Source organism: Synergistaceae bacterium (genome assembly GCA_017450125.1).
Taxonomy (GTDB): Bacteria; Synergistota; Synergistia; order Synergistales; family Aminobacteriaceae; genus JAFUXM01.
The window spans coordinates 1-24,758 of sequence record JAFSWZ010000028.1; the positions used below are offsets into that span (position 1 = coordinate 1).

Genomic DNA, 24,758 nt, shown 5'->3' on the forward strand with positions numbered 1-24,758 from the left:
GCAAAGATAGCTGTTTTTTATTAAACCGCCAAGCTATTGACGACGATGATGACTATCGCGGTTATGACCCGCGCGGGCTCAGAATCATCCGCATTCTGCTGAAGGCCGGAGCTGACAAGGACATCGAGGACTACGACGGCAGGAAAGCTATTGATTACGCGACGGACAAGACAGTGAAGGACGCTCTGCGCTAAAGCGGGACTCCCCTCTTGTGTGCGTCTGATAAAATATTGGCTCACTCATTAACAGTTCAGGAGGGTAACAACATGACAGTACCGAGCGACATCGAAATTGCTCAGGCGGCGCATCCCCTGCCAATCACGCAGATAGCCGCGAAGTTAGGCATCTCTGAGGATGATTTGGAGCTTTACGGCAAATACAAAGCCAAAATCTCGCCCAGCGTCTTCAAGAGCCTCAAGGACAAGCCCGACGGAAAACTAATCCTCGTTACGGCAATCACCCCCACACCCGCCGGAGAAGGCAAGACCACAACCAGCGTAGGACTAACCGACGGCCTCAACAAGATCGGCAAGCGCGCGTGTGTTGCACTGAGAGAGCCTTCACTTGGCCCGAGCTTCGGCCTCAAAGGCGGGGCAGCAGGAGGCGGATACGCACAGGTTATCCCGATGGAGGACATCAACCTTCATTTCACGGGCGACCTTCACGCAATCACGACGGCACACAACCTCTGCGCGGCGATGCTGGACAATCACATTCAGCAGGGCAACGAGCTGGGCATTGACCCGCGAAAAGTAGTTTTCCGCAGAGTTATGGATCTCAACGAGCGCGCATTACGGAACATCGTTATAGGTCTCGGAGGCACAGCTAACGGAGTTCCGCGCGAGTCGGGCTTTGACATCACGGTAGCTTCTGAGGTTATGGCTATCTTCTGCCTCGCGTCTGACTTGATGGACTTGAAGGCTCGTCTTGGCCGCATGGTTCTTGCGTACACCTACGACAACAAGCCTGTAACCGTAAACGACATTCACGCGGCTGGTGCAATGGCTGTTTTGCTGAAGGACGCAATCAAGCCCAACCTCGCGCAGACGCTCGAGGGAAGCCCAGCGTTCATTCACGGCGGGCCTTTCGCGAACATTGCGCACGGGTGCAACTCGGTGCAGGCGACGCGTCTCGGCCTGAAGTGCGCTGATTACCTCGTAACAGAAGCAGGGTTCGGCGCGGATCTCGGTGCAGAAAAGTTCCTCGACATCAAGTGCAGGATGGCAGGGCTGAAGCCTGATGCGGTGGTCGTTGTTGCGACGGTGAGGGCACTGAAGATGCACGGCGGCCTTCCGAAGTCGGAGCTTGCGCGTGAAGACCTCGACGCTCTCGAAGCAGGAATACCGAACCTCCTCAAGCACATCGAGAACATCACGAAGTACGGCCTTCCTGTCGTTGTGGCAATAAACAAATTCCCGACCGACACGAACGCAGAACTTGCACTCGTCGCGAAGAAGTGCGAGGAGTTAGGCGCGTCGTTCGCACTGTCCGAAGTGTGGGAGAAGGGCGGAAACGGAGGAGTAGAACTAGCACAGAAGGTAGTTGACGCGTGCGAGAAACCGTCTGAGTTCAGGTTCATCTATGAGGCTGAGATGTCCCCGAAGGAGAAGATGACAGCCATAGCACGGGAGATTTACGGCGCGGACGGAGTAGACTTCACTCCGCAGGCACAGAAGGACTTGGAGCGCATTCACGAGCTCGGCAAAGATAACCTTCTTGTGTGTATGGCCAAGACACAGTACTCGCTCTCTGACGACCCCGCGAAACTCGGTCGGCCTTCAGGGTTCAGGGTAACGGTTCGTGAGGTCAGGCTCTCCGCAGGAGCTGGCTTCATGGTCGCGATAACGGGAAGCATAATGACGATGCCGGGACTGCCCAAGAAACCGGCGGCACTTAACATCGATGTTGACGAAGACGGAAAAATTACGGGGCTCTTCTAGCATGGACGGCGGGAACATCTCCCGCGCGTTCATCGGCGACTACCTCGCGGCTCTGGCTTCAAGTTCTGCGGCACCCGGCGGCGGAAGTTCTGCGGCACTCTCCGGCGCAATGGGGGCGGCTCTCGTGTCGATGGTCGCGAACCTCACGCTCGGCAGAGAGAAATATTCTGCTCATCAGGAGCTCGCGGAGTACACTACGATGAAGGCACGTGCTCTGATGCTCGAACTCACTGACTGCGTGCGCAAGGACATGACTGCGTTTGACGGGGTTATGGCGGCGTTCAAGCTCCCTAAGGGCACGGAAGAGAGAACAATTGCGGTTCAGGAAGCGTACAAAGTCGCTACGAGCGCACCCGTCGAGACGGCGGAAAAGTGCCTTGAGGTCATGAAGCTGGCTGAAGGCTTGCTGCACAAGTCCAATGTTACGGCGGCGTGTGATTTGTCGGCGGCGGCTCTCGAAGCTCGGGCAGGGATACTCATCGCGCTCGAGAACGTCGGCGTGAACTTGGCCGCAATCCGCGATGAAGAGTACGTCGAGGAGAAACGGGCATGGTCAGCGGACATTGACGGTGAATCGCGGAGGCTGCTTGACGTGATTCGTGCTGGTGTCGCTGAGATGACAGGAGGAAGGTAGAAGTTGGCAGTACTGATGAAGGGGTCAGAGGTCTCCTCGAGGATGAAGGAGATGCTCCTAGCGAAGGTTGCAGAGCTCAAGAAGGGCGGGAGTTCTCCTGCGCTCGCGATTGTGCGTGTCGGGCATCGTGAGGACGACTTGGTCTACGAACGCTCAATCATGAAGCGTTTTGCACCTCTGGGAATCGCTGTGAACGTTCACGAGCTCCCTGAAGACGTAACGCAGGCAGACTTTGACGCGGAGTTCATGAGGATAAACGATGACGCGGCTGTTCACGGAATACTGCTGTTCCGTCCGTTGCCCAAAGGTCTCAGCGACGAGTACGCGTGTCTTCACATGAACCACAAGAAGGACATTGACGGAATGAGCCCCGTTAATGCCGCGCGGATTTTTGCGGGTGAACACGAGGGGTTTGCGCCGTGCACGCCTTCTGCGGTAATGTCTCTGCTTGCGGGTTACGGCTACGACGTTGCGGGGAAGAATGTTGTTATTGTCGGCAGGAGCATGGTAGTCGGACGGCCTCTGTCGATGCTGATGCTCCGTGCGAACGCTACGGTAACTGTGTGCCACACCAAGACCAGCAGCCTGCCGGAAGTCTGCAGGAGGGCGGACATAGTCATAGCGGCGGCGGGACACCCGAAGATGCTCACGGCGGAGTACTTCACGAGGAAGAGCGTTGTTGTTGACGTTGGGATTGACGTTGACGAGAACGGGAACTTGTGCGGGGACGTGGACTTCGAGCGCGTAGAGAAAATCGTTCAGGCGATAAGCCCTGTGCCCGGAGGAGTAGGAGCGGTAACAACGTCAATCTTGGCCGAGAATCTCATCAAGGCCGCGAAGATGTTAGGGTAACACACAAAAATCCCCCTGCCTTCACGACGGGGGGATATCATTTATCTATTTCGCTTTTATCGAGCCCAGCGTCTCTTCAACTGCGCTGTTGTTCTCAGTGTCAGCTTTCGCCTTGATAGAGCCCAGTACCTGCTCTAGGTGCTTCTTGATGCCTAAACCAGCCCACGTTACTATCACGGCCTTGTTCTCCTCCTCAAAGCCTTTCACTGCCATGCGCCACTCATACCCGTTCAGCCTGAACCTGAACCTGTAGATTCCGGCCTTCCTGTCGTAAACAGGCCTTGAACCTTTCAGGCGTTTCGAGGTATTCCGCGCCATCTCCTCCGCAGTTATCCCGTTGAGGCTTTGCGCGAAGATGCCCAGCCCCATCGAGCCGTCGTAGGTCTCCATCATGAACGTCCCGTCGTCCTGCTTCCTTGCCCGCCAGCCGTACGGAACATCCGCCGTGAACTCCCCGAAGTCCCGAACCTTCCCGAAAGCTGACCCCGCCAGCATTGCGGCCAAGACAAGCGCGCACACAACACGCTTCATCATCACTTGCACGGCGAATACCCGCAGCTGAAGCAGTACTCACAGCCGGAAATCATCTCGAGGGGAGAGCCGCATTCCGGGCAGATTAAGGCTTTGTCTTTGCGGCGTGCATTCACGGCCTCGCGGTTGATGAGCTTCTCCAGAAGCAGGGCTATCGCGTCAGGGATTGAGCGCGCTACATGCTCCTCGTCGCAGTTCAGCATCCAGTATTCTTTTCCCGACAAACCCTTCAGCGTGTCAATGAAGTCCTCAAGGCTGCACCCGGAACGCAAGCCGATAGAAATTACGCGGGAGAGTGCCTCCGTCATTGCCTTCATCTCGCTTCCGCTCTTGCCGACGTTGATGAATATCTCGAAAGGGTCTTTCCCGTCAAGGTTCAGCGTTACGTAGATGCTGCCCCACGGGGTCGTGTCCTTTATGGTCTTGCCGAAAACTACGAGGCCGGGACGTTCCTTGACCCGCGCACTCTTCGGCTCAGGCTCTGGGTCGGGCTCCTCCTTCTTCACCTCTATCGGCTGGAACGAACGCGAGCCGTCCCGGTAAATCGTTATTCCCTTGCAGCCCATAGCATAGCAGTCGTCGTACACACGCCTGACATCGTCAACCGTCGCGGAGTTGGGCAGGTTCACCGTCTTGCTGATGCCGCTGTCAACTATCTGCGCGAAGATTCCTGTTACGTTCACGTGCTGCTGCGTCGTGATGTCGTACGCCGTAACGTACTCAGGAGCAGAGAGATGCCCGCCCGATGAACGGTATTCCGCGCGCTGTTCGTCGGTAAGGAGCTTGTGCCAGAACTCGCGGTCCTCAAAGCCGCTCCCGTCCGTGCGCATGATTCTTCTGTTCCACGACCACGCAAAGTTAGGCTCAATCCCCGAGCTCGCGTCGAGAATCATCGAGATTGACCCCGTCGGAGCAATCGATAGACGGCGGCTGTTGCGCATGTTTCCTGCGAACACGTCCGGCAGAATTTCCCGCGCCTCGCTGAACGTAAAGCCCTCAAGCGTGTTCAGGAGGGTTACAGGGATGATGGCTGCCTCCCTCATGTCCCGAAGCATCGCGTGATACTCTGTGTCGCTCTCCGGCAGCTTCGTGTCCTCAAAGAGTTTCGCGACGAGCCCGTGTTCCGGGAAAGCAGGCTTGTGTGCGTCCTTGACCGTGCTTATTGTCGCGCAAAGTGCCGAACGCGCAAGCTCACCGCCCAGCTTCCGGCAGAACGCGCTGAACTCCTCAGAACCGTACGTGATGCCCTGAATTATCGACGCATCAGCAAGTCCCATTATTCCCAGCCCGACGGGACGGATTGCCTTTGTGCGCTCGCCTATCTCCTCGAGAGGGTAACTGCACGCGTCTATCACTAAGTCCAGATAGTACATCGAGCGGAAAACCTGTGCGCGAAGCCCCTCGAAGTCGAACGTCTTGTCATTGCGGGCAAACATCTCGACGTTGATTGAGCCGAGATTGCAGCTCGTGAAGTTCGGGAGGGGCTGTTCTCCGCAGGGGTTGGTCGACTCTATCTCCCACTGCGAACCCAGCTTCAGCAGGTTGTCCTGCCGCGCACGGTCAATGAAGAACACTCCCGGGTCTCCGCGCTTCCAAGCTGACTCGCAGATGTGGTTCATGAGTTCGCGTGCCTTCAAGGTGCGCACCGTGCTTCCGTCGACGCGTGAATGTAGCTCGAAGTCTTCGTCGTTCGCCGCCGCGTTCATGAGCTTGTCGGAGACCGCTACCGAGATGTTGAAGTACGAGAGCCGTCCGTCCTCAGTCTTGCAGTCGATGAAGTCGAAGATGTCCGGGTGGTCGTCGAACAGCATTCCCATCAACGCCGCGCGTCTCTTTCCGCCCTGAACGACAACTGCTCCCATCGTGTTCCACGTCTCCATGAACGACACAGGCCCGGATGCCTTGCCGCCAGTCCCTCCGGCGATGACTGAGCTGTGCTCGCGCAAGTGCCCGAAGTTACCACCGACTCCTCCGCCGAACTTGCTGATTATGCTCGCGTTCTTCACGCTCTCAAAGATTCCTTCAATGCTGTCCGGCACGCTTATCACGAAACACGCAAACAGCTGCTGGTTCTTTGTGCGCGACGCGTAGAGCTTCCGATAGTCCTCAATGTTCATCTCGTCGGGAGACTTGTAGATTATCGCCGACAGTTCGGGAATTACTGTCAGTCCGGCGGCAGCACTGAACAGACACGGTGAGTTGAACAGGAATCTTCTCCCCAGAATGTCTGCGGCTATGTTCTTCTCGACCGTGCGTATCCAGTCTGCATCATCAGAGTAATTCACCTCAGCACTCGCAACCGTCCTGGCTACACGGCGGGCGAACTCCTCAAAGTTTCTCTCGTGCCTGACTGACTGCGTCTGCGGGTCATATCTGGGCACAAAGTATCTCTGTTCCAGAAGCCATACAGCATTTTCCGACAATCTCGATACGCCGCTGTTTTCCAGCGAACGCGGGTCTATTCCGTTCTTGAAGTATTGATGAATGCTCATTTTGTGGTAACAGCCTTCCCCTTTCGCAAAAAATATCCTCCGACCCCCAGATTCCCAGAGGCCGGAGGGTTCGTAGTCGCTTATATGCTGCTGCAGTTCCTGCTACTGCGTCTTGCTGTCCTTGCTCTTCTGCTCGGCCTTGAGGTCCTGATACACTTTCAGGAGCTTGGCAAACAGCCCGTTGTCTGCGTTTATCTCCCGTATGCCGAACTCGAAGCGGGCAACTTCGAGGCTTTCTGCCCACAAGGACATTGACGGCACGGAGAGCTCGGCACTCATTATGTCGCGGAACATCTGGACGTACTTCCCATAGCCCATAATCCCCGCCAGCGGCGCAAGTGTCGTGAATACTCCGTTCTCGTCGTTGTTGATCCATGCCTGAAGCCCCGCAAAGTCCACCCACATTGAGGCGATGGATTCGCGCTTCAGAAGCTCAGCAAGCGCGGGCTGAGGTTCGGGCTTCTCCGAGAGGCTGGAGAGCTCCGCAAAGTTTATGCCGAGCGTCTCGCCCTTGTTGACGGCAAGGCATGACACCGGGCTTATCGACGTATCCAGCTGAAGCACTCCGTCCTGAACCTGCGAGAAGTGCTGAGACTTGGTGAAACGCGAGAAGACTTTTTCCGCCGCGCCTTCTTGGCCGGTCTTGGAGATGTACACTGCAGGGAGCTTGAAGCCCTCGTAAGTTACAGTGTCGTTCACGGCTACCGAGAGAGGCCCGGTGATGAGTGCCGCTGTCTCGTCCTCAGTTACGCCGAATCTGGCGCGCATGTTGCGGACGAGCCACTTTGCCGCTGGTGCTAAAACGTCGTTGCTCTTCATCGACGTGAAATCAAGGTGCGTCCCGAGTGCCAGCAGAGGGCTGGAACTTCCGCCGACTCCCTCAAGGTCAATGTTGCCGCCGCGCACAGGCTTGAGACTCTCGAACTGCTTGAACATAACCTCTGCGTATTCCTTCGCTATGGCCTCGCGGGTGTTCGTGTACACCGACACAAACAGCTTGTCTTCAAGACGCTCGAACGCTATTTCCGTGTTCGTCGGCTTGCTGAAAAACTTGCTCACCTCGAGCATATCTTCATCATCATCCAGTTCCGCAAGAGTCTTGTAGTCTATGTGCGCAAACGAGAAGTCTTTTTCCGGGAACTTGCGGACAATCTTCGTGAAAAGCCTGCTACCCTCCTCGTTAAGTGCCCGCAGGGACAGCCTCACGTCGTTGACCGACGCACCGACAACCACGAGGTCATCCTTCGCCGTCATGAACACGTCGTTGTTGACCCTGAGGATTCCGCTCTTGTCGCTCTCGACCTTGATCATCGACTCCGCAAACATCGCAGCAAACTTGTCGCCGAATAGCAGCCTTGCAATGTCGGACGCAGCCGCAGTACCGTCCGCGATCTTGCTGACTACATCGCTGAGCTCAGGGCTGACCTTGAAGGCCGCCTGCAGGAATGGTGCTTTGCGCTTCGTGTCGTTCCTGGTTGTGCCGACAACAAGTGCTGCGGTACGCAGGGGAGTTGCCGCCGCTACGGAGCTGACGATCTCCGAGAACATGAGTATCTCCGCCTGAGAGTCCGAGCCGAGTACGAGGGGCACGATAAGCCTTAGGTTGTCGTTGGAGAGAGCCCACCTCACGAAGCGCGAAGTGTCCTCAAGCCGAAGCACGAAGTACACCGAGTCATCAGGACGCGAGGAGAGAGCGTTCTCCGGCTCAGCAGACCATGCCGCCGCCGCGAAAAACATAACCGCAAGAAGCGCGCAAGTAATACCTTTCTTCATCACAGTACCTCCTTTAAGCGTAAAAAAAAGTACCCCCCCGCAATGTACGCGAAAGGGCACAAGAAAATTAGCCCTTGTAGGCCGTATAGATCTCGAGGAATGACGCGGGCTTCAGTGATGCTCCGCCGACAAGTGCTCCGTCAATGTCAGGCATTGAGAGCAGTTCCTTCGCGTTAGAGCCCTTGACGCTTCCGCCGTAAAGAATGACTGCGTTCTTCTGGCCGATGAGCTCCCGGCTCCACTTGCAGACTTCTTCGGCCTGCTCGGGAGTTGCGGTCTTGCCCGTGCCGATTGCCCACACAGGCTCGTACGCGTAGATGATGCGTGCCGTCTCCTCTGCACTGAGACCAGCAAGCGCGCTCTTGAGCTGGCGTTCCATGACCGTGAACGTGTTGCCGGACTCGCGCTCTTCGAGTGTCTCGCCGTAGCACAGCACGGGAATGATTCCTGCATCAAGGACTGCCTTAGTCTTCTTCGCGATGACCTCGTCGCTCTCGAGGAAGATGTGGCGGCGTTCGCTGTGCCCGAGAATGATGTGGGTTACGTCGTATTCCTTCAGCATCGGGATGGAGATTTCGCCGGTGAATGCGCCTTTGGGTTCATAGTAGACATTCTGCGCGCCGAAAACTATCCCGCACTTCTTTGCGCCCTGAGACAGAGGCCACAGGGACGTGAACGGGGCGAAGATTCCCACTTCGAGGTCGTCAGCCTTCACAGCTTCATACGCCGGAGCGAAGTCCACAAAGAACTTTTCCGTCTCAGCGTAAGTGTTGTTCATCTTCCAGTTGCCGTAGAGATAAATCTTCTTGCTCATGGATTGTGCCTCCTAGATCTTGTAGGGTGCCATGCCGGGAAGCTCTTTGCCCTCGCAGAACTCGAGGCTTGCACCGCCGCCCGTCGACACGTGGGAGACTTTGTCCGCAACCTTGAACTGACGCACTGCGCTGGCTGTGTCTCCTCCGCCGATTACGGTTGTCGCACCCTTCGCCGTGATTGCCGCCACTGCCTCAGCAAGTGCCTTCGTGCCTTCCGCGAACTTCGCGTCCTCGAACACTCCCATCGGGCCATTCCAGAGCACGGACTTCGCGCCCTCGAGTGCCGCCGTGAAGAGTTTTACCGTTTCAGGGCCGATGTCGAGTCCCATCTTGTCGGCGGGCATTGCGTCGCTGGAGACTGTCTCCGTGTCCGTTGCGTCCATTCCTGAAGCAACAACGCTGTCGACAGGAAGAAGAATCTTCACGCCCATTTCTGCGGCCTTCGCGAGTGTGTCGCGCGCAAAATCCAGCCTCTCTGTGTCGCAGAGGGACTTGCCGATCTCTTTGCCCTGAGCCTTCAGGAACGTGTACGCCATTCCGCCGCCGATGAGAATCGTTGTAGCCTTGTTGAGGAGGTTACCGACAATCGCTATCTTGTCTGACACCTTAGCCCCGCCCAAAATCAGGACGTACGGCTTGGCCGGGCTCTCGCTGACTGCACCGAGCATGTCGCCTTCACGCATCAGCAGGTCTCCGGCGAACGCTGCCTTCACGAACGGAACAACTCCGCTCGTCGAGCAGTCTGCACGGTGTGAGGCACTGAATGCGTCCATCACGAACACGTCAAACGGTGCGGCCATCTTCTTGCTGAACTCGGGGTCGTTCTTCTGCTCTTCGGGGTGATAGCGCGAGTTCTCCAGCACAACGATTTCGCCGGGCTTCAGCGCGTCAACCGCAGCAGCTACCTTGTCGCCGACGCAATCGTCAACGAACACGACTTTGAGGCCGTAAGCCTTCTCGATGTCTGGGACGATCTGCGAGAGCGAGAATGCCGGGTCTACCTTGCCCTTCGGACGGCCGAAGTGCGAGACGAGTGCTACTTTTGCTCCAGCATCAAGGAGCTTCTTGAGGGTGCTTGTATGTGCGAGGATACGTGCATTGTCCGTTACCTTTCCGTTCTTGAAGGGGACGTTGAAGTCTACACGCATAAGAACCTTTTTGCCTGCTACGTCAGCGGGCGTGAAAGTTTTGAGCTTCATGCTGATTCTTCCTCCGTTATGAATGTTTGGGTTGGTTATGAGATAGGAATATTTTACAGCAAGTTTCAGGATTTGCGCGTTAAGGTTTGCTATCGCTGTTGCCGTCTAGAATCTCCTGCACCTTCCGCCACCTGTACCTGACCGTTGCTTTCGTAACAGGAGGAATTAACTTTCTCCCGAGCCCGCCGAGCGACTCTTCCGGGTATTCTATCCTGACGTTCACAAGCTCCTGCAGGTTCAAGGGGAGAGCCTCAAGCATTCCCTCAGCGATAATTTTCCGTGCCAGCTCCGTCTGTTCGCGTGCGGCCTTCATTGCGCGGGCAATGTTCGCACTGTCGCAGTTGCTCTCACGGTTCGCCCTGTTCCTGATGGAACGCATCATCGCTACTGCGTCGAAGTCCAGTGCTCCGACAGGAAGTCCGGCGTTGCAGAGGAAGGTCATCGCGTCGTCGTGGCTGCGTATCGTGAACTCATGGCGGTGTTCGCGGAACGACAACCCCGTCAGGCCAAGTGCACCGCGCAAAACTTCTGCTGTCTCAGTGTCAGAGACAATCAGCGTGAGGTAGTAGCCGTTCGACGGGAAGTAGAGGCCGCCGGTGCTTCCCCACAAGCCTTTGAGCCAGTACCACGATGCGCGCAAAGTCTTCGGGAGCTTGAGGAGTCTTCGTGGGCATGTGAACTTCACGGATGGTTTGCGGCCAGGTGATGTGATCATGGATATTCCGAGCGGGCAAGCCTGTGCGTAGGAAGTCATCTGCCAGAGGGGGAATTTTCCCGGACCTGTGAGTCGCCGGGCAGCTCTGAGGCGGTTTGTGGTGAAGGTGTTGTCCCTGTGCTTCATGCCCATCAAGAGACCGCTTGTTTCGAGGTCTGCCTGAGTTCGGGACTTTACGGGCGAGGCCAGCCATTCGTCCCAGAGAGCGTCAAGCCGCAAGCCTCTGTCCACGTCAATACGTCCCCAAGTCGAACACGTGCGAGTACTGGTAGCGTCCGCCGTTGAGGAGAAGGGCGAACTCTGTCCCGGCAGTCCGCGAGGCGATGAGTGAGCGGCATTCGGAGAGGCATATCATCTTCACGAGGTAGTCCAGCCCGAACTGGTATCTGTCCTTTGCGTCGATTGCGCTGGCGATGTAATCTTTGCCGGAATAGCCGCGTATGATGTTGTTGTCCGTCGTGTAGATCAGCTCGCCGTACTTCTGCCGGAAGAACGTATATATCCCCTCGTCCTCAGTCGCCAAGAATATCCTGCTCTGTCCGTGCCGGGCAAAAAACTCGTCGAGCTTCTCTGCTGCCTGCTCCGGCGACGGAGACACAGGATGACCTGCAGGCCGAAGCCTCGTGTAGTCAGTCCCGCGCACGAGAACTCCGACCATTCCGTTGATGCCGTCAGCGGTGATTCTCTTGCGTGCTATGTCGTGAATGTACTGTTTGACGGGAGCGTTGCTCATCATCTCGGGCGTTGCTTTGTGCCTGACGACGTTTCTGCCGTATTTCTGGAAGAACCTCCACCCCGAGAGCCTGACGTTCCTGCTGCGGAAGACCTCATCGAGCGAGAACCTGCACGGCTGCTCAAAGTAGTACTCCCACGCGTTGTGCGTCCCGTTGACGGGGAAATCTACGCTGTACTGTGTCCGGCTGTTCTCCCAGTCGACGACCGGCACAAAACCTTCTGCCTTCGCCTGGCTTATCTTCGTCAGGTGGCCAAGATACAGCGACAGAAGCCCCTCGTCCGTTCCGCTGCTCCTGAGAACATAGAACCTCACCTCAGGGTTAAGGTCGCCGAAGCGTCTGTCCCTTTCCCTCTCGTCCCAGTGGAACAAAGCAAGGTTGATGTCCGTAGCGATGCCCCGAAGAAGCCTGCTGTGCTGAACAATAAGGCCGAGTTTGCGTTTGATGCCCTTCAAACCCATGAACATTACTCCTCCTAAATATTATTCAGCACAGTTTAATTCAGGAACTTCGTTACTGCACTAGCATATTTACTTCTTCAACGGTCCTGTTCGTTATAACTGCAAGTGATTCAGCACTCAGTATTCCCTTGTCCAGAATCCACTTCAGAATATCTACAGCAAGTGAACGATTCTTGCTCCTCTGAACAGTCCATAAATCAGCGCGCCCAAGTATCCTGTCAGCAAATATTTTCTCGCGGCCCGGATATATCCGCGAAAAGTATCCGGCTAGATATTCCAGGTCTTCGGTCTCAAACGGACTTTGTTTCTCGTAGATATAGGCTGTAACTCCTTTATCAAGCGAGAATGTGTTCTCCGTTCTCGTGAAGTGCCTTCCTACCGCCGAATTACTGTCCATCACCTCTTGAGCAAGAAATCTCACAATTTCCTGTGAACCCTCGCTCAAATGAAGCTGTATCGGTTCTGTCGTTAGCACAATATCTGCATTCAGAAAATCTATCGGAAACCCGTCGCGGAGATCCACGTTGCCATTACCCAGATTATTATGATTATGCAGAGAATGCTCTTCAAGCGGAAAGTTCACGCTGTCGAGCAAGTCTGCATTAAGCGTACCGCTGCTGGCAAGCACATATACATTCTTGTTTGTCCCGGCTGTCAGTGAGTTAAGGCAGTCCACAATGTTCCTCAGAGCCGGAATATCGCTGCGCCTCAGTGCATTATGTTCTTGGCAGAACAAGGGAGATACGGGCTTCAAGAATGGTCTGACGGATGGAAAATAACAGTTCGCAGCCCCGAGAGCCATTGCAAGAACGCACAGACTCGCGGCTGCCTTTCCCGCTGTCCTGCTTCTGAGACATTCTGCAATCTGGACAATGCCCATACACGACATGATAAACAAATGCGGTGCCAGAATGAGAATATGATGTACTCCCATCGCCTGCACACGAAAGAACATAACCGCAGAAATCACGGCAGACGTTGCGCAGAAGCATGGATAACGTCTCATGCGTCCTGAATGTATGGACAAGACCAGCCCCAGCCCTGAGAGCAGGAATGTCAGATACCCGAACATCATCACGACTCTATTAACCTTCTGCATAAAACTGATGTCATATCCTGAGTACATATCCGCATAATCATTCTTCAGTATCCGCCACAGCATCGGCCCGAAAAAGACCGCCATAACAAGAAGTGCAAACAACCCGATAATTGCTATGTTGGCCAGCGCATTCCTTAGAGCAGTGATTTTCGCCTCAGCCCTAAGTGCACAATAGACTGACAGAATCACCAGAGCAGCAGCATATCCCACTATGAAGAACGCGAAATAACGCCTGAACAACAGAGTACACAACAGGACGGAAGAGATATACACATCACGCTTGATCTGTGCTCTGTCCAGACTTGAAGGGTCATAGTCCTTCACAAGCAGCACCGCAAGGGAAGCCGGAACAAGGCAGGCTACGTCTATAAGACCATCGAGCAGGGCAAGCACCAACGGAGGGAAAAACAATACTGCAAGCATCGCATGAAGAGTGTACTTTCTTCCGGCCGAAGCGTTTATTACGGACGCAAGCACAAAGAACACAGGCACAGCGAAACATGTATAGACCACAAGCACATAACGCGTAAAGGTACAGCCCGCAATCTTCATAGGCAAAGCGGCCAGCATCGGAATTATGGTGTTGTAATCCGCGAAGAAGATAGTACCGCCGAGCCTGATTATTGCGAGGACAGGCTTGCTGAACAAAGTATTCATGTTAGCAATGGAGCTGCTCCAATATGCTTTTTGATCCCAGTAGTACACGAAAAGGTTTTGGCTGACGAGCCAATAACATATACACGTTCCGATAAATGCGAGAGTTGCAGCGAAAATCCTGTTCCGTCTGTCGGACAGAACTTTTCCCTGTACATCCTTCATCCCGAAGTTATACGCACTCACAAACAGCCGCACAAAAAACGATGTGAACAGCACCCAGAATACAACGCCGCCAAAATTCACCATCAGTGATTCTCCTTCCTGCCTAATTGGTTCTATCACTCACGATATACTTGGGCCGATGCTTGGTCTCCATGTAGGTTTTGCCGACATACTGCCCTATGATGCCCAAGCTCAGAAGCTGAAGCCCTCCGAGAAAACATATCACGCACATTGTTGATGCCCAGCCCGTTACGTTGTGTCCTGTGAAAGCCGCAACAACTCCCCAGACTATTCCCATGCCCCCAAGAAGGGGTATCATTCCTCTCAGAAAAATATTGACCTCGCCGAAATCTGCAAGGTGCTTCAAGACACGTGAGCTTATCAGGCGGTAATCAGCATGGTTGTAGACAATGTCAGCACCCATTGCGCTCATGAACCTGTAGAATGCCTGCGCAGTGGTCCTCTTGAACCATGTATCATTCTCGCGCGATGACCTTACGCCATAAACTATCTCGCTGCCTGCTGAATACTCCTCCAGCATCGCATCTACTGCGTTAATGTCATCCTGACCGTCGCAGTCCAGAGATATAGTTATGTCGCAATTGTCTGCTGCTTCCATGAGACCGGCAAGAAGTGCGTTCTGGTGGCCTCTGTTCCGTGAAAGGCTGATCCCGGAATAGTGATTGTCCTGACGTGAAAGGCTCTCTATGATGTCCCAAGTTCTGTCTTTAGAGCCGTCATTAACGAACAGAATCCGGCTGGCCTTATCGATACTGCCTGATGAGATCAAATCTGTGATTTTGCCCAAGAAAATAGGAGCTGTTACTGGAAGAACCTGCTGTTCATTGTAGCAAGGCACTATTAACCACAAGACAGGACAAGCCTTCATAGTGCGTTCTCCTGATGAGATTGCGTCTGGAAATTATAGGACAGATTCAGTGCGAACTGCGAACTGCGAACTGCGAACATTATACGCACACGCGTTCATCTCTGTCAACCTCCTTAATGCTTAAGATTTTCGGAGATTATAGCATAGAATTATCCCTCCGGCCTTCCTTGACCAGAGGGACTCTAAGTACTTCTCTTATGCAAGAAACTCAAACTTCTTCCTGTTCCTGACTGTCTCTCTTATGAGCGGTGCACTCTCCACGCTCACAGCCCCCGTCTCCTCCTCAGAGTCCGTGTGCTCGAAACTGTCCCGCCCCCTCCGTCCTCTGCCTTCCTGCTCGTCCCCAGCGTCCTTGCGGTGAACCCTCTGCGCCTCTGCCGCCGCTTGGCTGGCCTGGACGGTCTGCACTACCCTTATGCCCTCCTGAATAATCTCCTGACGCTGTCCCGTGTCCTGCGCCGCCGCAAGGGCATTGGGCGTGTGCCTCGCTGTGCTGTCCACGTTCAGGTTCGACATCACCATACTCACCGGCTGTAATGACATTATCCGCCAAGCCTCCCTTTATTGTAGTCGAACGGCTGAAGCACAATCTCGCGTTTCTCGTCGTCCGCAACGAATGATGTATACTTGCACGGCTCGTGAACTATGTACTTCAGGCCTCTCACGGAAATTACCACTCCTCCGTAACATACATCCTTGACGCGTATGATTCCCTTGTCCCTCACGAGCGCAAGCTGTTCGTCGAGTTCGGCGAGCTCCTTCTTCATGCCCTCAAGTGCCGCCTGAAGCTGGAACTTCATCTTCGTGAGGTTCATCATCATCACGCGCTTGTTGTCGTCGAGCTGTCCGGCCTGCTCCATCTTCTTGAGGAGTGCAAGGTTCGGCTCTACGCGTTCAAGATTCTCCTCACAGCGTTTTATCTCAGTCGTGAAGACTTTGCGCTTCTCGAGCTGTTCAGGAGGAAGGCCGACGATTACTTCAGTCTTCGTGCCCATTTCAGAGCCGAGAATGTTGCACGAGACCTCAAGCCCCGCCTCGATTCTTCCGCCCGCAATCTGGGACTGCTTCCCGCCTCCGAGCGCGATAACGGCACGCTGTGCGTAAAGCCTGCTGTGTAGTACCGCGTTCTTCACGAGGATGCTTCCGCCAGCACGAATCGTCGCCTGGTCGCAGAAACTCAGCGATATATCTCCGTTCGCGCGTATCGTTCCCTTGCCCGTCCCGCGAACTCCGCCGTGAATCACAATTACGCCCTGACTGTCCACGTCCGCACCCTCTACGGGGCCGTGAATGTCTATGTTCCCCTGCGCCACAACGTGGAAGCCGTCCCGCACTGCCCCGTGAATCTTCACTGCTCCCGTGAAGTCTATGCTACCGACTCCGAAATCTATATCTCTGTGAATGTCCAGCTCAGGAAGCACTACAAGCCTTCCGTGTTCGTTCTTGAGCTGTCCTTCTGCAGTGGCAACGAGCAGCAGAGGATTCATCTCGTCTTTCTTGAGGCCGTCCCCGAAGGAAAATTCTACGTTGCGGACGGGCTTGTACTTCACGACACCGCCGGTAACATCGACTCCGTTCTTGCCGCTCTGAAGAGGATGCTTGAGGGCGATTTCTTGGCCGGGATGGACGACTACTATTGTGCTCCTGCTCCAGAAGTCTATCTTTTCGTCCTCGCGCACCTCAAAAGGTTTGTCCGGGTCCTTAATAAGCTCTATGTACGCATCTTTGCCCTCTATCGGCGGTATTCCTGTTGCAACTGCTACGGGCTGGTTTCCGAGCTTTCGGGCTATCAATGACTCTATTGCTTTCTCGTCTATGCCTATCTTCACGTGGCTAGCGGCCAATGCTCTAAGCACTTCCTCGACGGTAGGCCAAGGCTTCGCGAAGAACGGCGGCTCTATCGCAACGCTGGCTGTCATCCTGTCGCCGGAAATCGTTACGAGAATCTTTGCGTCCTTCTCGAAAGCAGGGTTGCGCACGCTGACTTTGCAGGTCTCGCCGTCCTGAATGAACTTGCGGATTGCCTTGAAGTCATAGCGGATTATCCCATACTCCTTGAGGTAGGCATAAACGTCGTTCTCCTTGAAGTCTTTGCTGAAGCAGGACAGATAGATTCCGTCGGGACGCGCTTCGAGGGAGAATATCTCCTTGTCTATCATGTCTTCACCTCCTATGATGCGTTGAGTTTTTCACGGAGAATTGCGCGGAGCATTGACAGTCCTTTGCCGTGAATCTGCGAGACGCGGCTTTCCGAGACACCCATAACTGCGCCTATCTCCTTGAGGGTCAGGCCCTCGTAGTAGTACAGGCTCAGCATTGTGCGTTCACGGTCAGGGAGTTCACCGAGTGCTTCGGCGAGCTGCTGCTTCTCGCTCTCGTCGTCTAGGCGGTCTGCGGCGGTTTCGCGGTCGTCGGCGAGTGTCGCTTCTACGGGGACTTCTCCGTCGTCGAGCGGAGCAGTGTCATCAAGCGATGCGATGTACCCGCGCGAAGCCAGCTCCTGAATCTCGTAGTACTCGTCCGCGTCAACACCCATCTCCTGCATTATCCATTCATCGCGCATCTCGCCCTTGTCCCGAAGTATCTTCTCCAACGCTTTGTTGTACTTCTGGACTTTCTCGCGGCCGGTGCGTGAAAACCAGTCGCATTTCCGAAGTTCGTCGAGAATTGCACCCCTTATGCGCGGGATCGCGTAGGTCTGGAACACGAAGCCTTTGGACGGGTCGAACTTGTCCACTGCGTCGAGAAGCCCGAACACCCCGAAGCTGAGTATGTCCTCATAGTCCAGCCCGGAAGGCGGAGTTACTGCCATTCTGCCGACAACGTACTTTATCAGCGGAAGGTAACGCGTTATAAGCTCATCACGGCCTTTTCCGGTGCGCGCAAATTCTTCCCACAACAATTTCTCCTCATCAGTCTTCATCTTTCCCAGCATCACCCCCGCCTAGATTTCCTTCACGCCTTTGCCGAGCGTCTTGACCTTCAGCATCCAGTTGCTCGTAGAAAACTCTATTGTCCTTCCTTTGTTCCCGCCTGTGTCTGCTGCCGCCAGCGCGATACCGAGCGAGCGGAGCTTCAGCATTGTTTCGCTGACGTTCTTTGCGCCGACCGTGAGGAAGTCCGCTGACATTCCCGGCAGGGAGAACATCTGCGCTCCTCCGGCTATCTTTGCGCGTATCCTGTTCTTGAGCGCGCCGAGCCTGAGCATGTCGTCAATTATCTTCGGGACTGCTGTATCTGCGAACTTCCCGACTTTCTCTGAGCCTGCGAGCCCCCTGCTGTTCGGAAGCATTATGTGAGCCATGCCGGCGATTTTTGCCGTAGAGTCGTAGACCACGAGCCCGATGCACGAGCCCAGCCCGAGCGTAACGAGTTTTATCGGTGCACGGATGACTGTGAGGTCAGCCATGCCCAGAACGATAGTATTTTCTGCCATCACATCACCTTTAGCTTTCTCAGGAGCAGTTCAAGTGCGTCAGGGTCAGGAATAAGTATTATGTGGCCGGAGACTTTGCGGCCTTCTTCCAGACCTTCGACGCTTAATTCTGTGTTGACGAGCAGGGCAGTCTCTCCCATCTGCCCGTATATCGATGCCACAACATCGAGTATTGAGCTCAGCATGTCATGTGCTACTCCCGGGACACTGATCTGATGCTGAGTGCCAAGAAGCATGTTTATCGCGTTGAGGAAGGAACTCAGCACGATGTTGCCCACTTCGCTTAGTGCGCTGTCGGTCATGTCCTGCGGGATTTCCCCCACAGGAATAAACGTCCCGAACTGCTGCTTGAGCAGAAGCTCCACCATGAGCCGGGCATCTTCCTCGTTCTGTATAAATATCAGAGAGCACTGGAAGCCTCCCAATGACCTGACGAACACAGCACCTACTATCTGCATGGGGTCTCCGTAATGTTCCCCCAAGTCGTAAATCGAGACGAGCTCGGTCTTGGGGACGGTCATCTGAATCTTGCGGTTCAGGAGGCCGCTTAATGCTGTTGCGGCGTTGCCCGTGCCGATGTTGCCGACTTCCTTGATTGCGTCAAGCTGCAAGGTGCTGAACGATTCCATGTCTGACATCGGGAGTCTCCTAGTTCTTCGTCGAGTAGAACGATGCAACGTCAAGGATAAGCGCAACGTTGCCGTCTCCGAGTATCGTGCCGCCCGTTATGCCGTCAATCTTGCTCAGGAAGCGGCCGAGAGACTTGATGACGATTTCCTGCTGTCCGATGAGCTGGCTCACGATGAAGCCTATCTTGTTCTTGCCGATCTTCACCACAACAACGGGGTATTCGTCCCTGTCGCGCTCGATGTCGTCTGTCCCGAGAATGTCCCCGAGAATGTTCAGCGAGAGCACCTCTCCGCGAAGGAGTGTCGTAGGTTCGCCGTGAACTGTCTTGATGTCTTCCTTGCGCACCATTATGGTTTCTTCGACGTTCTCGAGGGAGATAGCGTAGGTCTCGTTGCCGACCTTAATGAGTAGCGACAACACGATAGCCAGCGTCAGAGGAAGCCTGATGTAAACGTGAGTGCCCTCGTTCTTCTTGCTGACAAGGTCAAACTGTCCGCCAAGCTGTTCAACTTTCGTCTTGACCGCGTCCATTCCCACTCCGCGCCCGGAAAGGTCTGTTATCTGCTTCGCCATGCTGAAGCCGGGAAGAAGGACTATCTGTGTTGCCTCCTCGTCGCTCATTATGGCGGCTCTGTCCTCAGTGAGAATCCCGCGCTCAATGGCCTTCTGCTTCACGCGCTCGGGGTCAATGCCTGCGCCGTCGTCGCTGACCTCGATAACAACGCCGCTTCCTTCTTGGTATGCCGCGATTTTCAGAGTACCTTTCTCGGGCTTGCCGAGTGCCTTGCGTTCGTCGGGGTGCTCGATGCCGTGATCCATAGAGTTGCGGATGAGGTGAACCATCGGGTCGCCGATCTCGTCGATGACTGTACGGTCAAGTTCAGTGTCTTCGCCTTCAAGGACAAGCTCAACGTTCTTGTTGAGGGTTTTGCTGAGGTCGCGGATAAGACGCGGGAATCTGTCGAACGTGAAACTTACCGGGACCATCCTCAGCTTCGTAACGAGCTCCTGAATGTCGCCGGAAATTCTGCCCAGCTGTGATAGCGTCTCGTCAAACTGCCTCAGCCTTGCTTCCTGAACAAGACGCTCAATTCTTGCACGCGAGATAACGAGCTCACCCACGAGGTTCATGAGCTTATCCAGCCTGCCGATGTCAACCCTGACTGTCTGGCTGGACTTCTTTGCGCCTTCCTTCTTGGCCGGTGCTGCTGATGCGGCGGGTCTGGCTGGCGCGCTTGAAGCAGGTGCGGGTGCAGAGACTTCGGGCGCAGGTGCTGCTTCGGGTGCAGGTGCTGCTGCCTGTGCTGGAGTGGCGGCGGGTGCTGGAACTGCGTCTGCCTTGACCTCATCGACATCTGCACTCTGAACATCGCCTATCTTCTCGATTGCGGCTTTGACCTCCTCAGCTGATGCGGGAGTCGCAACGTAAATCGTGAACTCGAACTCGAACTCCTCACGTTCCAGCGCGTCCGTCGGGGGCTCTGCGCGGAAAATCTCTCCCATCTCCTCAAGCCTGTTCACCACCATGTAGGCACGTGCGGCCTTCAGAAGGCACGACTGGCTGAGCGTTACATGTACGCTGTAGGCGTTGCTGCCTTCGTCGTTGGCTTTCTTGGCCCAGTCGGCATCCTGAGACGAGACGGTACCTCCTGCCGGTGCGGCCTCTGCTGGAGCGGCTGGTGCGGCAGAAGGGGCAGCTTCTGCAGGAGCTTTGTTGCGGAGCTGTGCTACCATGTCCGACACGTCAATGTGTGCATCGTTCCCGCCGCCTCTGATGCTGTCCGCCATCGCCTGAAGGTTATCCAGTCCCGTGAACAGAAGGTTCATGTCCGCTTCGGTGAGGGGACGCGTACCCTTCCTGGCTTCGTCGAGACGGTCTTCCATCGCGTGGGTAAGCCCCATCATCTGCGTGAAGCCCATCGTTCCAGCCATTCCCTTAAGCGTGTGGGCACTCCTGAAGATTTCGTTGATTACGTCCATATCAACCATATCTTTCTCGAGTGCCAGCAGCATATCGTCAAGTCTCTGTAAATTGTCGTCAGTTTCGTCGAGGAACGCCCCGAGATACTGACTCATATCCATATCTGACAAAGTATGTATTCCCCCTTCAAGAATTTATCATTTAACCAGTCTGACCATAGCATCAGGTATTTCGTTGAGCGGCAGAACTTCGTCGACTACTCCGGCATCAACGGCAGCTTTAGGCATTCCGTAGACAACGCAGGTCTTCTGGCTCTCTGCGATGACGTACGCACCTTTCCTCTTGAGCGCGACAGCTCCGTCCGTGCCGTCCCTGCCCATTCCTGTAAGGATTACGCACAGGACATTTCCGCCGTATTCGTCAGCAACGCTCAGGAACATGATGTTGGCGGCAGGTTTCACCGAGAGTACAGGAGGAGCATCAGACAGTCCGCACACTGCAGTGCCGCTGCGCCTCTTGACGATTAGGTGGCTTCCGCCCGGAGCGATGACTACTCTGCCGGGTTTCAGCGTGAGTCCCTCGAAGCCCTCGACCACCTCGACCGCTGACGTGTCGTTGAGACGTTTCGCGAAAGACGTAGTGAACTCTTTGGGCATATGCTGCGTAATCACGATCGGCACAGGGAACTTCTTGGGGAGCTTGGGGATGAGTTCGCTCAACGCCATAGGCCCGCCCGTTGAACTCGCGATCGCCACGATGTCATAGCGTCCCGTCAGGTTCATGGGAGGGTTCATCCTCCTGAAGTCTGGTGCTCTCGGCAAAGTGTGCTGGGGCTGCGAGATCAGACCTGCCTTTGTCCTAAGGCGCGCTGTGCTTGCGGCTATTACCTTGTCGATAATCTCATGTCCGATGGTCTTGATGTTCAGGGAAATTGAGCCTGACGGTTTGCCGATAAAGTCAACGCATCCGAGCGCGAGTGCCTTTAAGGTTGTCTCTGCGCCCTCCTGCGTCATTGAGCTGACCATTATCACGGGGAGCGGGTTAGTCCGCATTATCTCTTCAAGTGCCGTGAGGCCGTCCATGTTGGGCATCTCTACGTCCATCGTAACAACGTCGGGCTTCAGCTTCTGTATCTGCGCGATTGCGTCTTTGCCGTCGCGTGCTGTACCTGCAACTTCGATGCGCGGGTCTGAACGCAGAATGTCGCTGATGAACTGCCGCATCAATGCGCTGTCGTCGACTACCAGTACCCTTATTTTTCCGCCCCTGGGTATCATGCTGTCTTGCTGTCTCCTTTCTGTTTGCTGTGTGATTGCGTAATTATAGCCTTATTTCTCGTCTGAGAATAAACTCTTCGTAAGCCGCCTAAAGAATGACCTGACTCCTCCGCCCTCCGGCTGTCTGAGAGCTTCAGGCTTTATGTCCGCGCCCTCGCACAGCTTCAGGAGTTCTCCGGCCAAGTTCCTGACGCAGATGCTGGCATTGGACTCCGGGTCAGTCCTGTAGAAGATCTTGCGGGCCTTGACGGAACGCTCTATCGCCTCATCCCTGAGGACGTAACCCAAGTACACGGGAGCGTTGCCCAGAAACTGCATCGACGCGAGCTTTATACGTTCTGCGACTTCTGAGGCTTCGCGGGAACTTTCCGCCATGTTCACGACAAGCATAAGGCCGGTAGTTGCTCCCTCGATGCTCTCCCATGCCGCCGCACCGAGAGACTTTATCACACCGTAAGCATCTCGTATGCTCGTGGGCTCTGGGGTGGTTACGAGTATCGTTATCTCCGACGCGTAGGCGAACGACAGAACGCCCCTGTGAATCCCTGCTCCTGCGTCCATAATGAGGTAGTCAGAGAGCGTCTCGATGCCGGACATTCGCTCAAACAGCCTCTCCATGTCGTTATCATCAAGGTCGGCAATGTCCTTCAAGCCCACGCCTCCGGGAAGAAGCGCGACTGCTCCGTTCCTTGCGGTAGCTCTCTGCGAAGTCCTGAAGTGGACAAGAATTTCGTTGAGGCTGCGAGAGCCGTCGATGAGGTGCGAGATGTTATAGCGTGCGTTGTTGACCCCGCAAAGTATGTCCAGATTCGCCATGCCCAAATCTGCATCTATGAGGACGACTCTCTTGCCGAAATCTGCCAGCGCAAATGACAATGCCGCCGCAATGTTGCTCTTTCCGACTCCTCCCTTGCCGCTCAGAATTGAGAGCGTGTGCAGCCTCTGAGGGGGAGTATTCTTCTGCCTGTTGTCTTGTACCATACGCCTTAATTCTCCAGCCTGATCGGGATTGTATTCATAACGCGCCATCTGCCTCTAACGCTTTCGTTCGTCTTCGGACTTCATCAGGAAATCCGCTATACGTGAACCTGTCGCAGTCTCTATGTCTTTGGGGACGTTCTGCCCGACCGTCAGGAACGACACAGGACAGCCTACTACCTGCTGAATGTTGAAGATTGAGCCGTAGCTTACCGTCTCGTCAAGTTTCGTGAAAAGCAGGTGGGACACCGGGATGTTGGGGATGTGTTCGACAACGTCAAGCATGTCCTTGTACTTCATGTTTGCGGAGAGCACAAGATGTACGGCATCGGGCATGAAGGCATTGTAGATGTTCTCGAACAGATCCATGTTCTTCTTGTCGCGCTGAGACCTTCCGGCAGTGTCGAGAAGGATTATCTCTGCGTTGTCGTGTTCCTCGACTGCGTTGGGTATTGTGTTTATGTCAAAGATTATCTCTATCGGCACGCCGAGAATCTTCGCGTACGTCTTGAGCTGTTCGACCGCTGCGATCCTGTACGTGTCCGCCGTGAGCAATAACACTTTCTTGTGCTCCCAGAGTGCTTTGATTGCGGCGAGCTTGGCGATTGTCGTGGTCTTGCCGACACCTGTAGGGCCGAGAAGCATGACCTTTCTGCCACCTACGGCATCTCCTCCGTTGTCGCCCGAGCACTCTATCTGTGTTGCCAGCCATTTCGTGAAGGGAAGTTTCTTGCTCTTGTCCTTCTTCGAGGCTATTGCGTAATCAGCGAGGAGTTTGCGTATATACCTTTCGTCGACATCCGAAGCCCTGAGCCGTCCCTCGACTCCCGAGTCTTCCTGCGAGAGCTGCGGCATAGGCTGGAATGTCTGAGCCTGAACAGGGGCTCTCTGCTGTACAGCGACAGAGACACCGTTCTCGACAGCAGTGATTCTCTGAAGCAGAACGTCTATTCTGTCGGCAAGCGCGCCCACCTGATCCCTGAGCATCCTTGCGTCGCTGTCGGACATTGACGGTGCGGCAGGAACTGCGGGAACTGGCTGCTGAGGCGGCATGACCGGCGCGGGCTGCGGCGGAGGCGTAACGGGTGCGGGACGTGTGGTGAGGCCGTAAGCGTTTCTGAGGCCTTCGGGGGAAATCTGTATGTTCTCGCCCTGCGGAAGCCTGTAGCCTTCTTCCCCGAGAGGTGCGGTAGGTTCGGCAGGCGCAGACGACGAGAGACTCCCTCCGCGTTCCTTGAACTCCATCAGCTTCTGGAACGCTATAAGGTTCTCGCGCCTCGTGTCCTCGTCCATCGTCGAAGCTGTTGATGTTACGGTTGCCTGTCTGGGTCTGGGCTGAGGCCGGGTGTCGTCTTCCTCGAGGATTCCGGCCGTAACCTTCAGGACAGAACGCTTGAACATCCCCAATACGCCGCCTTCCTTTATCATCTGCGTTGAGAGGATGACTGCGTCTCTTCCCAGACGTTCAGCGGCTAGCCTGAGAGCTTCTGCGTCGTCTTTTGCGGTGAAAGTTATCTGGTTAGTAACCCGCATTGAGTGTACCCTTTAGCATAATAATTATTT

The 24,758-nt window shown here is 55.0% G+C and carries 20 protein-coding genes and 1 pseudogene; 4 read left to right on the top strand and 17 right to left on the bottom strand.

The genetic code is table 11. The features are described 5' to 3' along the window. The 4 genes from IJT02_06015 to IJT02_06030 form a co-directional block, all read left to right on the top strand. Window positions 1–194, top strand: a 194-nt coding sequence (locus IJT02_06015; protein MBQ7544484.1) for a hypothetical protein, incomplete at its 5' end; no start/stop codon positions are given. 72 nt (window positions 195–266) lie between these two features. Further along, window positions 267–1,940 (top strand): formate--tetrahydrofolate ligase, encoded by a 1,674-nt coding sequence (locus tag IJT02_06020; GenBank protein ID MBQ7544485.1) that lies wholly within the window; start codon window positions 267–269, stop codon window positions 1,938–1,940. A 1-nt stretch (window position 1,941) separates the two neighbouring features. Next, window positions 1,942–2,574 carry a cyclodeaminase/cyclohydrolase family protein gene (locus IJT02_06025; GenBank protein MBQ7544486.1) on the top strand — a complete coding sequence of 211 codons (633 nt, stop codon included), beginning with the start codon at window positions 1,942–1,944 and terminating at the stop codon, window positions 2,572–2,574. A 3-nt stretch (window positions 2,575–2,577) separates the two neighbouring features. After that, window positions 2,578–3,426 carry a bifunctional 5,10-methylenetetrahydrofolate dehydrogenase/5,10-methenyltetrahydrofolate cyclohydrolase gene (locus IJT02_06030; GenBank protein MBQ7544487.1) on the top strand — a complete coding sequence of 283 codons (849 nt, stop codon included), beginning with the start codon at window positions 2,578–2,580 and terminating at the stop codon, window positions 3,424–3,426. A gap of 45 nt (window positions 3,427–3,471) precedes the next feature. On the opposite strand, the gene IJT02_06035 is transcribed toward IJT02_06030, so the two are convergent. From IJT02_06035 to flhF, 17 genes and pseudogenes are all read right to left on the bottom strand, one after another. Further along, window positions 3,472–3,960, bottom strand: a complete 489-nt coding sequence (locus tag IJT02_06035; protein MBQ7544488.1) for a hypothetical protein — start codon at window positions 3,958–3,960, stop codon at window positions 3,472–3,474. Then, window positions 3,960–6,449, bottom strand: coding sequence for an adenosylcobalamin-dependent ribonucleoside-diphosphate reductase (locus IJT02_06040; GenBank protein MBQ7544489.1), 2,490 nt, complete (start codon window positions 6,447–6,449; stop codon window positions 3,960–3,962). Before IJT02_06040 ends, IJT02_06035 begins: the two co-directional genes overlap by 1 nt. Window positions 6,450–6,551: 102 nt before the next feature. Continuing rightward, the gene (locus IJT02_06045; protein ID MBQ7544490.1) at window positions 6,552–8,222 is read right to left on the bottom strand and encodes a hypothetical protein; all 1,671 of its coding nucleotides are present in this window, start codon (window positions 8,220–8,222) and stop codon (window positions 6,552–6,554) included. Window positions 8,223–8,289: 67 nt separating this feature from the next. Next, window positions 8,290–10,236, bottom strand: a pseudogene (locus tag IJT02_06050) (triose-phosphate isomerase). Window positions 10,237–10,315: 79 nt separating this feature from the next. Further along, a complete protein-coding gene (gene whiA / locus IJT02_06055; protein MBQ7544491.1) occupies window positions 10,316–11,182 on the bottom strand; it encodes a DNA-binding protein WhiA in 867 nt (288 codons plus the stop codon). Between the two features lies 1 nt (window position 11,183). Next, a complete protein-coding gene (locus tag IJT02_06060; GenBank protein ID MBQ7544492.1) occupies window positions 11,184–12,152 on the bottom strand; it encodes a hypothetical protein in 969 nt (322 codons plus the stop codon). A 46-nt stretch (window positions 12,153–12,198) separates the two neighbouring features. Beyond that, window positions 12,199–13,902 (bottom strand): hypothetical protein, encoded by a 1,704-nt coding sequence (locus IJT02_06065; protein ID MBQ7544493.1) that lies wholly within the window; start codon window positions 13,900–13,902, stop codon window positions 12,199–12,201. Window positions 13,903–14,167: 265 nt separating this feature from the next. After that, window positions 14,168–14,953 carry a glycosyltransferase family 2 protein gene (locus tag IJT02_06070; protein MBQ7544494.1) on the bottom strand — a complete coding sequence of 262 codons (786 nt, stop codon included), beginning with the start codon at window positions 14,951–14,953 and terminating at the stop codon, window positions 14,168–14,170. 195 nt (window positions 14,954–15,148) lie between these two features. Then, window positions 15,149–15,496, bottom strand: a complete 348-nt coding sequence (locus IJT02_06075; GenBank protein MBQ7544495.1) for a hypothetical protein — start codon at window positions 15,494–15,496, stop codon at window positions 15,149–15,151. Further along, complete coding sequence (locus tag IJT02_06080) at window positions 15,496–17,112, bottom strand: DUF342 domain-containing protein (protein MBQ7544496.1); 1,617 nt, start codon at window positions 17,110–17,112, stop codon at window positions 15,496–15,498. Before IJT02_06080 ends, IJT02_06075 begins: the two co-directional genes overlap by 1 nt. A gap of 11 nt (window positions 17,113–17,123) precedes the next feature. Then, the gene (locus IJT02_06085) at window positions 17,124–17,876 is read right to left on the bottom strand and encodes a FliA/WhiG family RNA polymerase sigma factor (protein ID MBQ7544497.1); all 753 of its coding nucleotides are present in this window, start codon (window positions 17,874–17,876) and stop codon (window positions 17,124–17,126) included. A gap of 21 nt (window positions 17,877–17,897) precedes the next feature. Then, window positions 17,898–18,389 (bottom strand): chemotaxis protein CheD, encoded by a 492-nt coding sequence (locus tag IJT02_06090; GenBank protein MBQ7544498.1) that lies wholly within the window; start codon window positions 18,387–18,389, stop codon window positions 17,898–17,900. Continuing rightward, window positions 18,389–19,027, bottom strand: coding sequence for a chemotaxis protein CheC (locus IJT02_06095; protein MBQ7544499.1), 639 nt, complete (start codon window positions 19,025–19,027; stop codon window positions 18,389–18,391). The genes IJT02_06090 and IJT02_06095 overlap by 1 nt, the downstream gene beginning before the upstream one ends. Window positions 19,028–19,037: 10 nt before the next feature. After that, window positions 19,038–21,101, bottom strand: a complete 2,064-nt coding sequence (locus tag IJT02_06100) for a chemotaxis protein CheA (protein MBQ7544500.1) — start codon at window positions 21,099–21,101, stop codon at window positions 19,038–19,040. A gap of 36 nt (window positions 21,102–21,137) precedes the next feature. Beyond that, on the bottom strand, window positions 21,138–22,217 hold the full coding sequence (locus IJT02_06105; protein ID MBQ7544501.1) for a chemotaxis response regulator protein-glutamate methylesterase: 1,080 nt from the start codon (window positions 22,215–22,217) through the stop codon (window positions 21,138–21,140). A 51-nt stretch (window positions 22,218–22,268) separates the two neighbouring features. Then, complete coding sequence (locus IJT02_06110; GenBank protein ID MBQ7544502.1) at window positions 22,269–23,198, bottom strand: MinD/ParA family protein; 930 nt, start codon at window positions 23,196–23,198, stop codon at window positions 22,269–22,271. A 54-nt stretch (window positions 23,199–23,252) separates the two neighbouring features. Then, entirely contained in the window at window positions 23,253–24,728 is a 1,476-nt protein-coding gene (gene flhF / locus IJT02_06115; GenBank protein MBQ7544503.1) for a flagellar biosynthesis protein FlhF, read from the bottom strand. Between the last annotated feature and the right edge of the window lie 30 nt (window positions 24,729–24,758).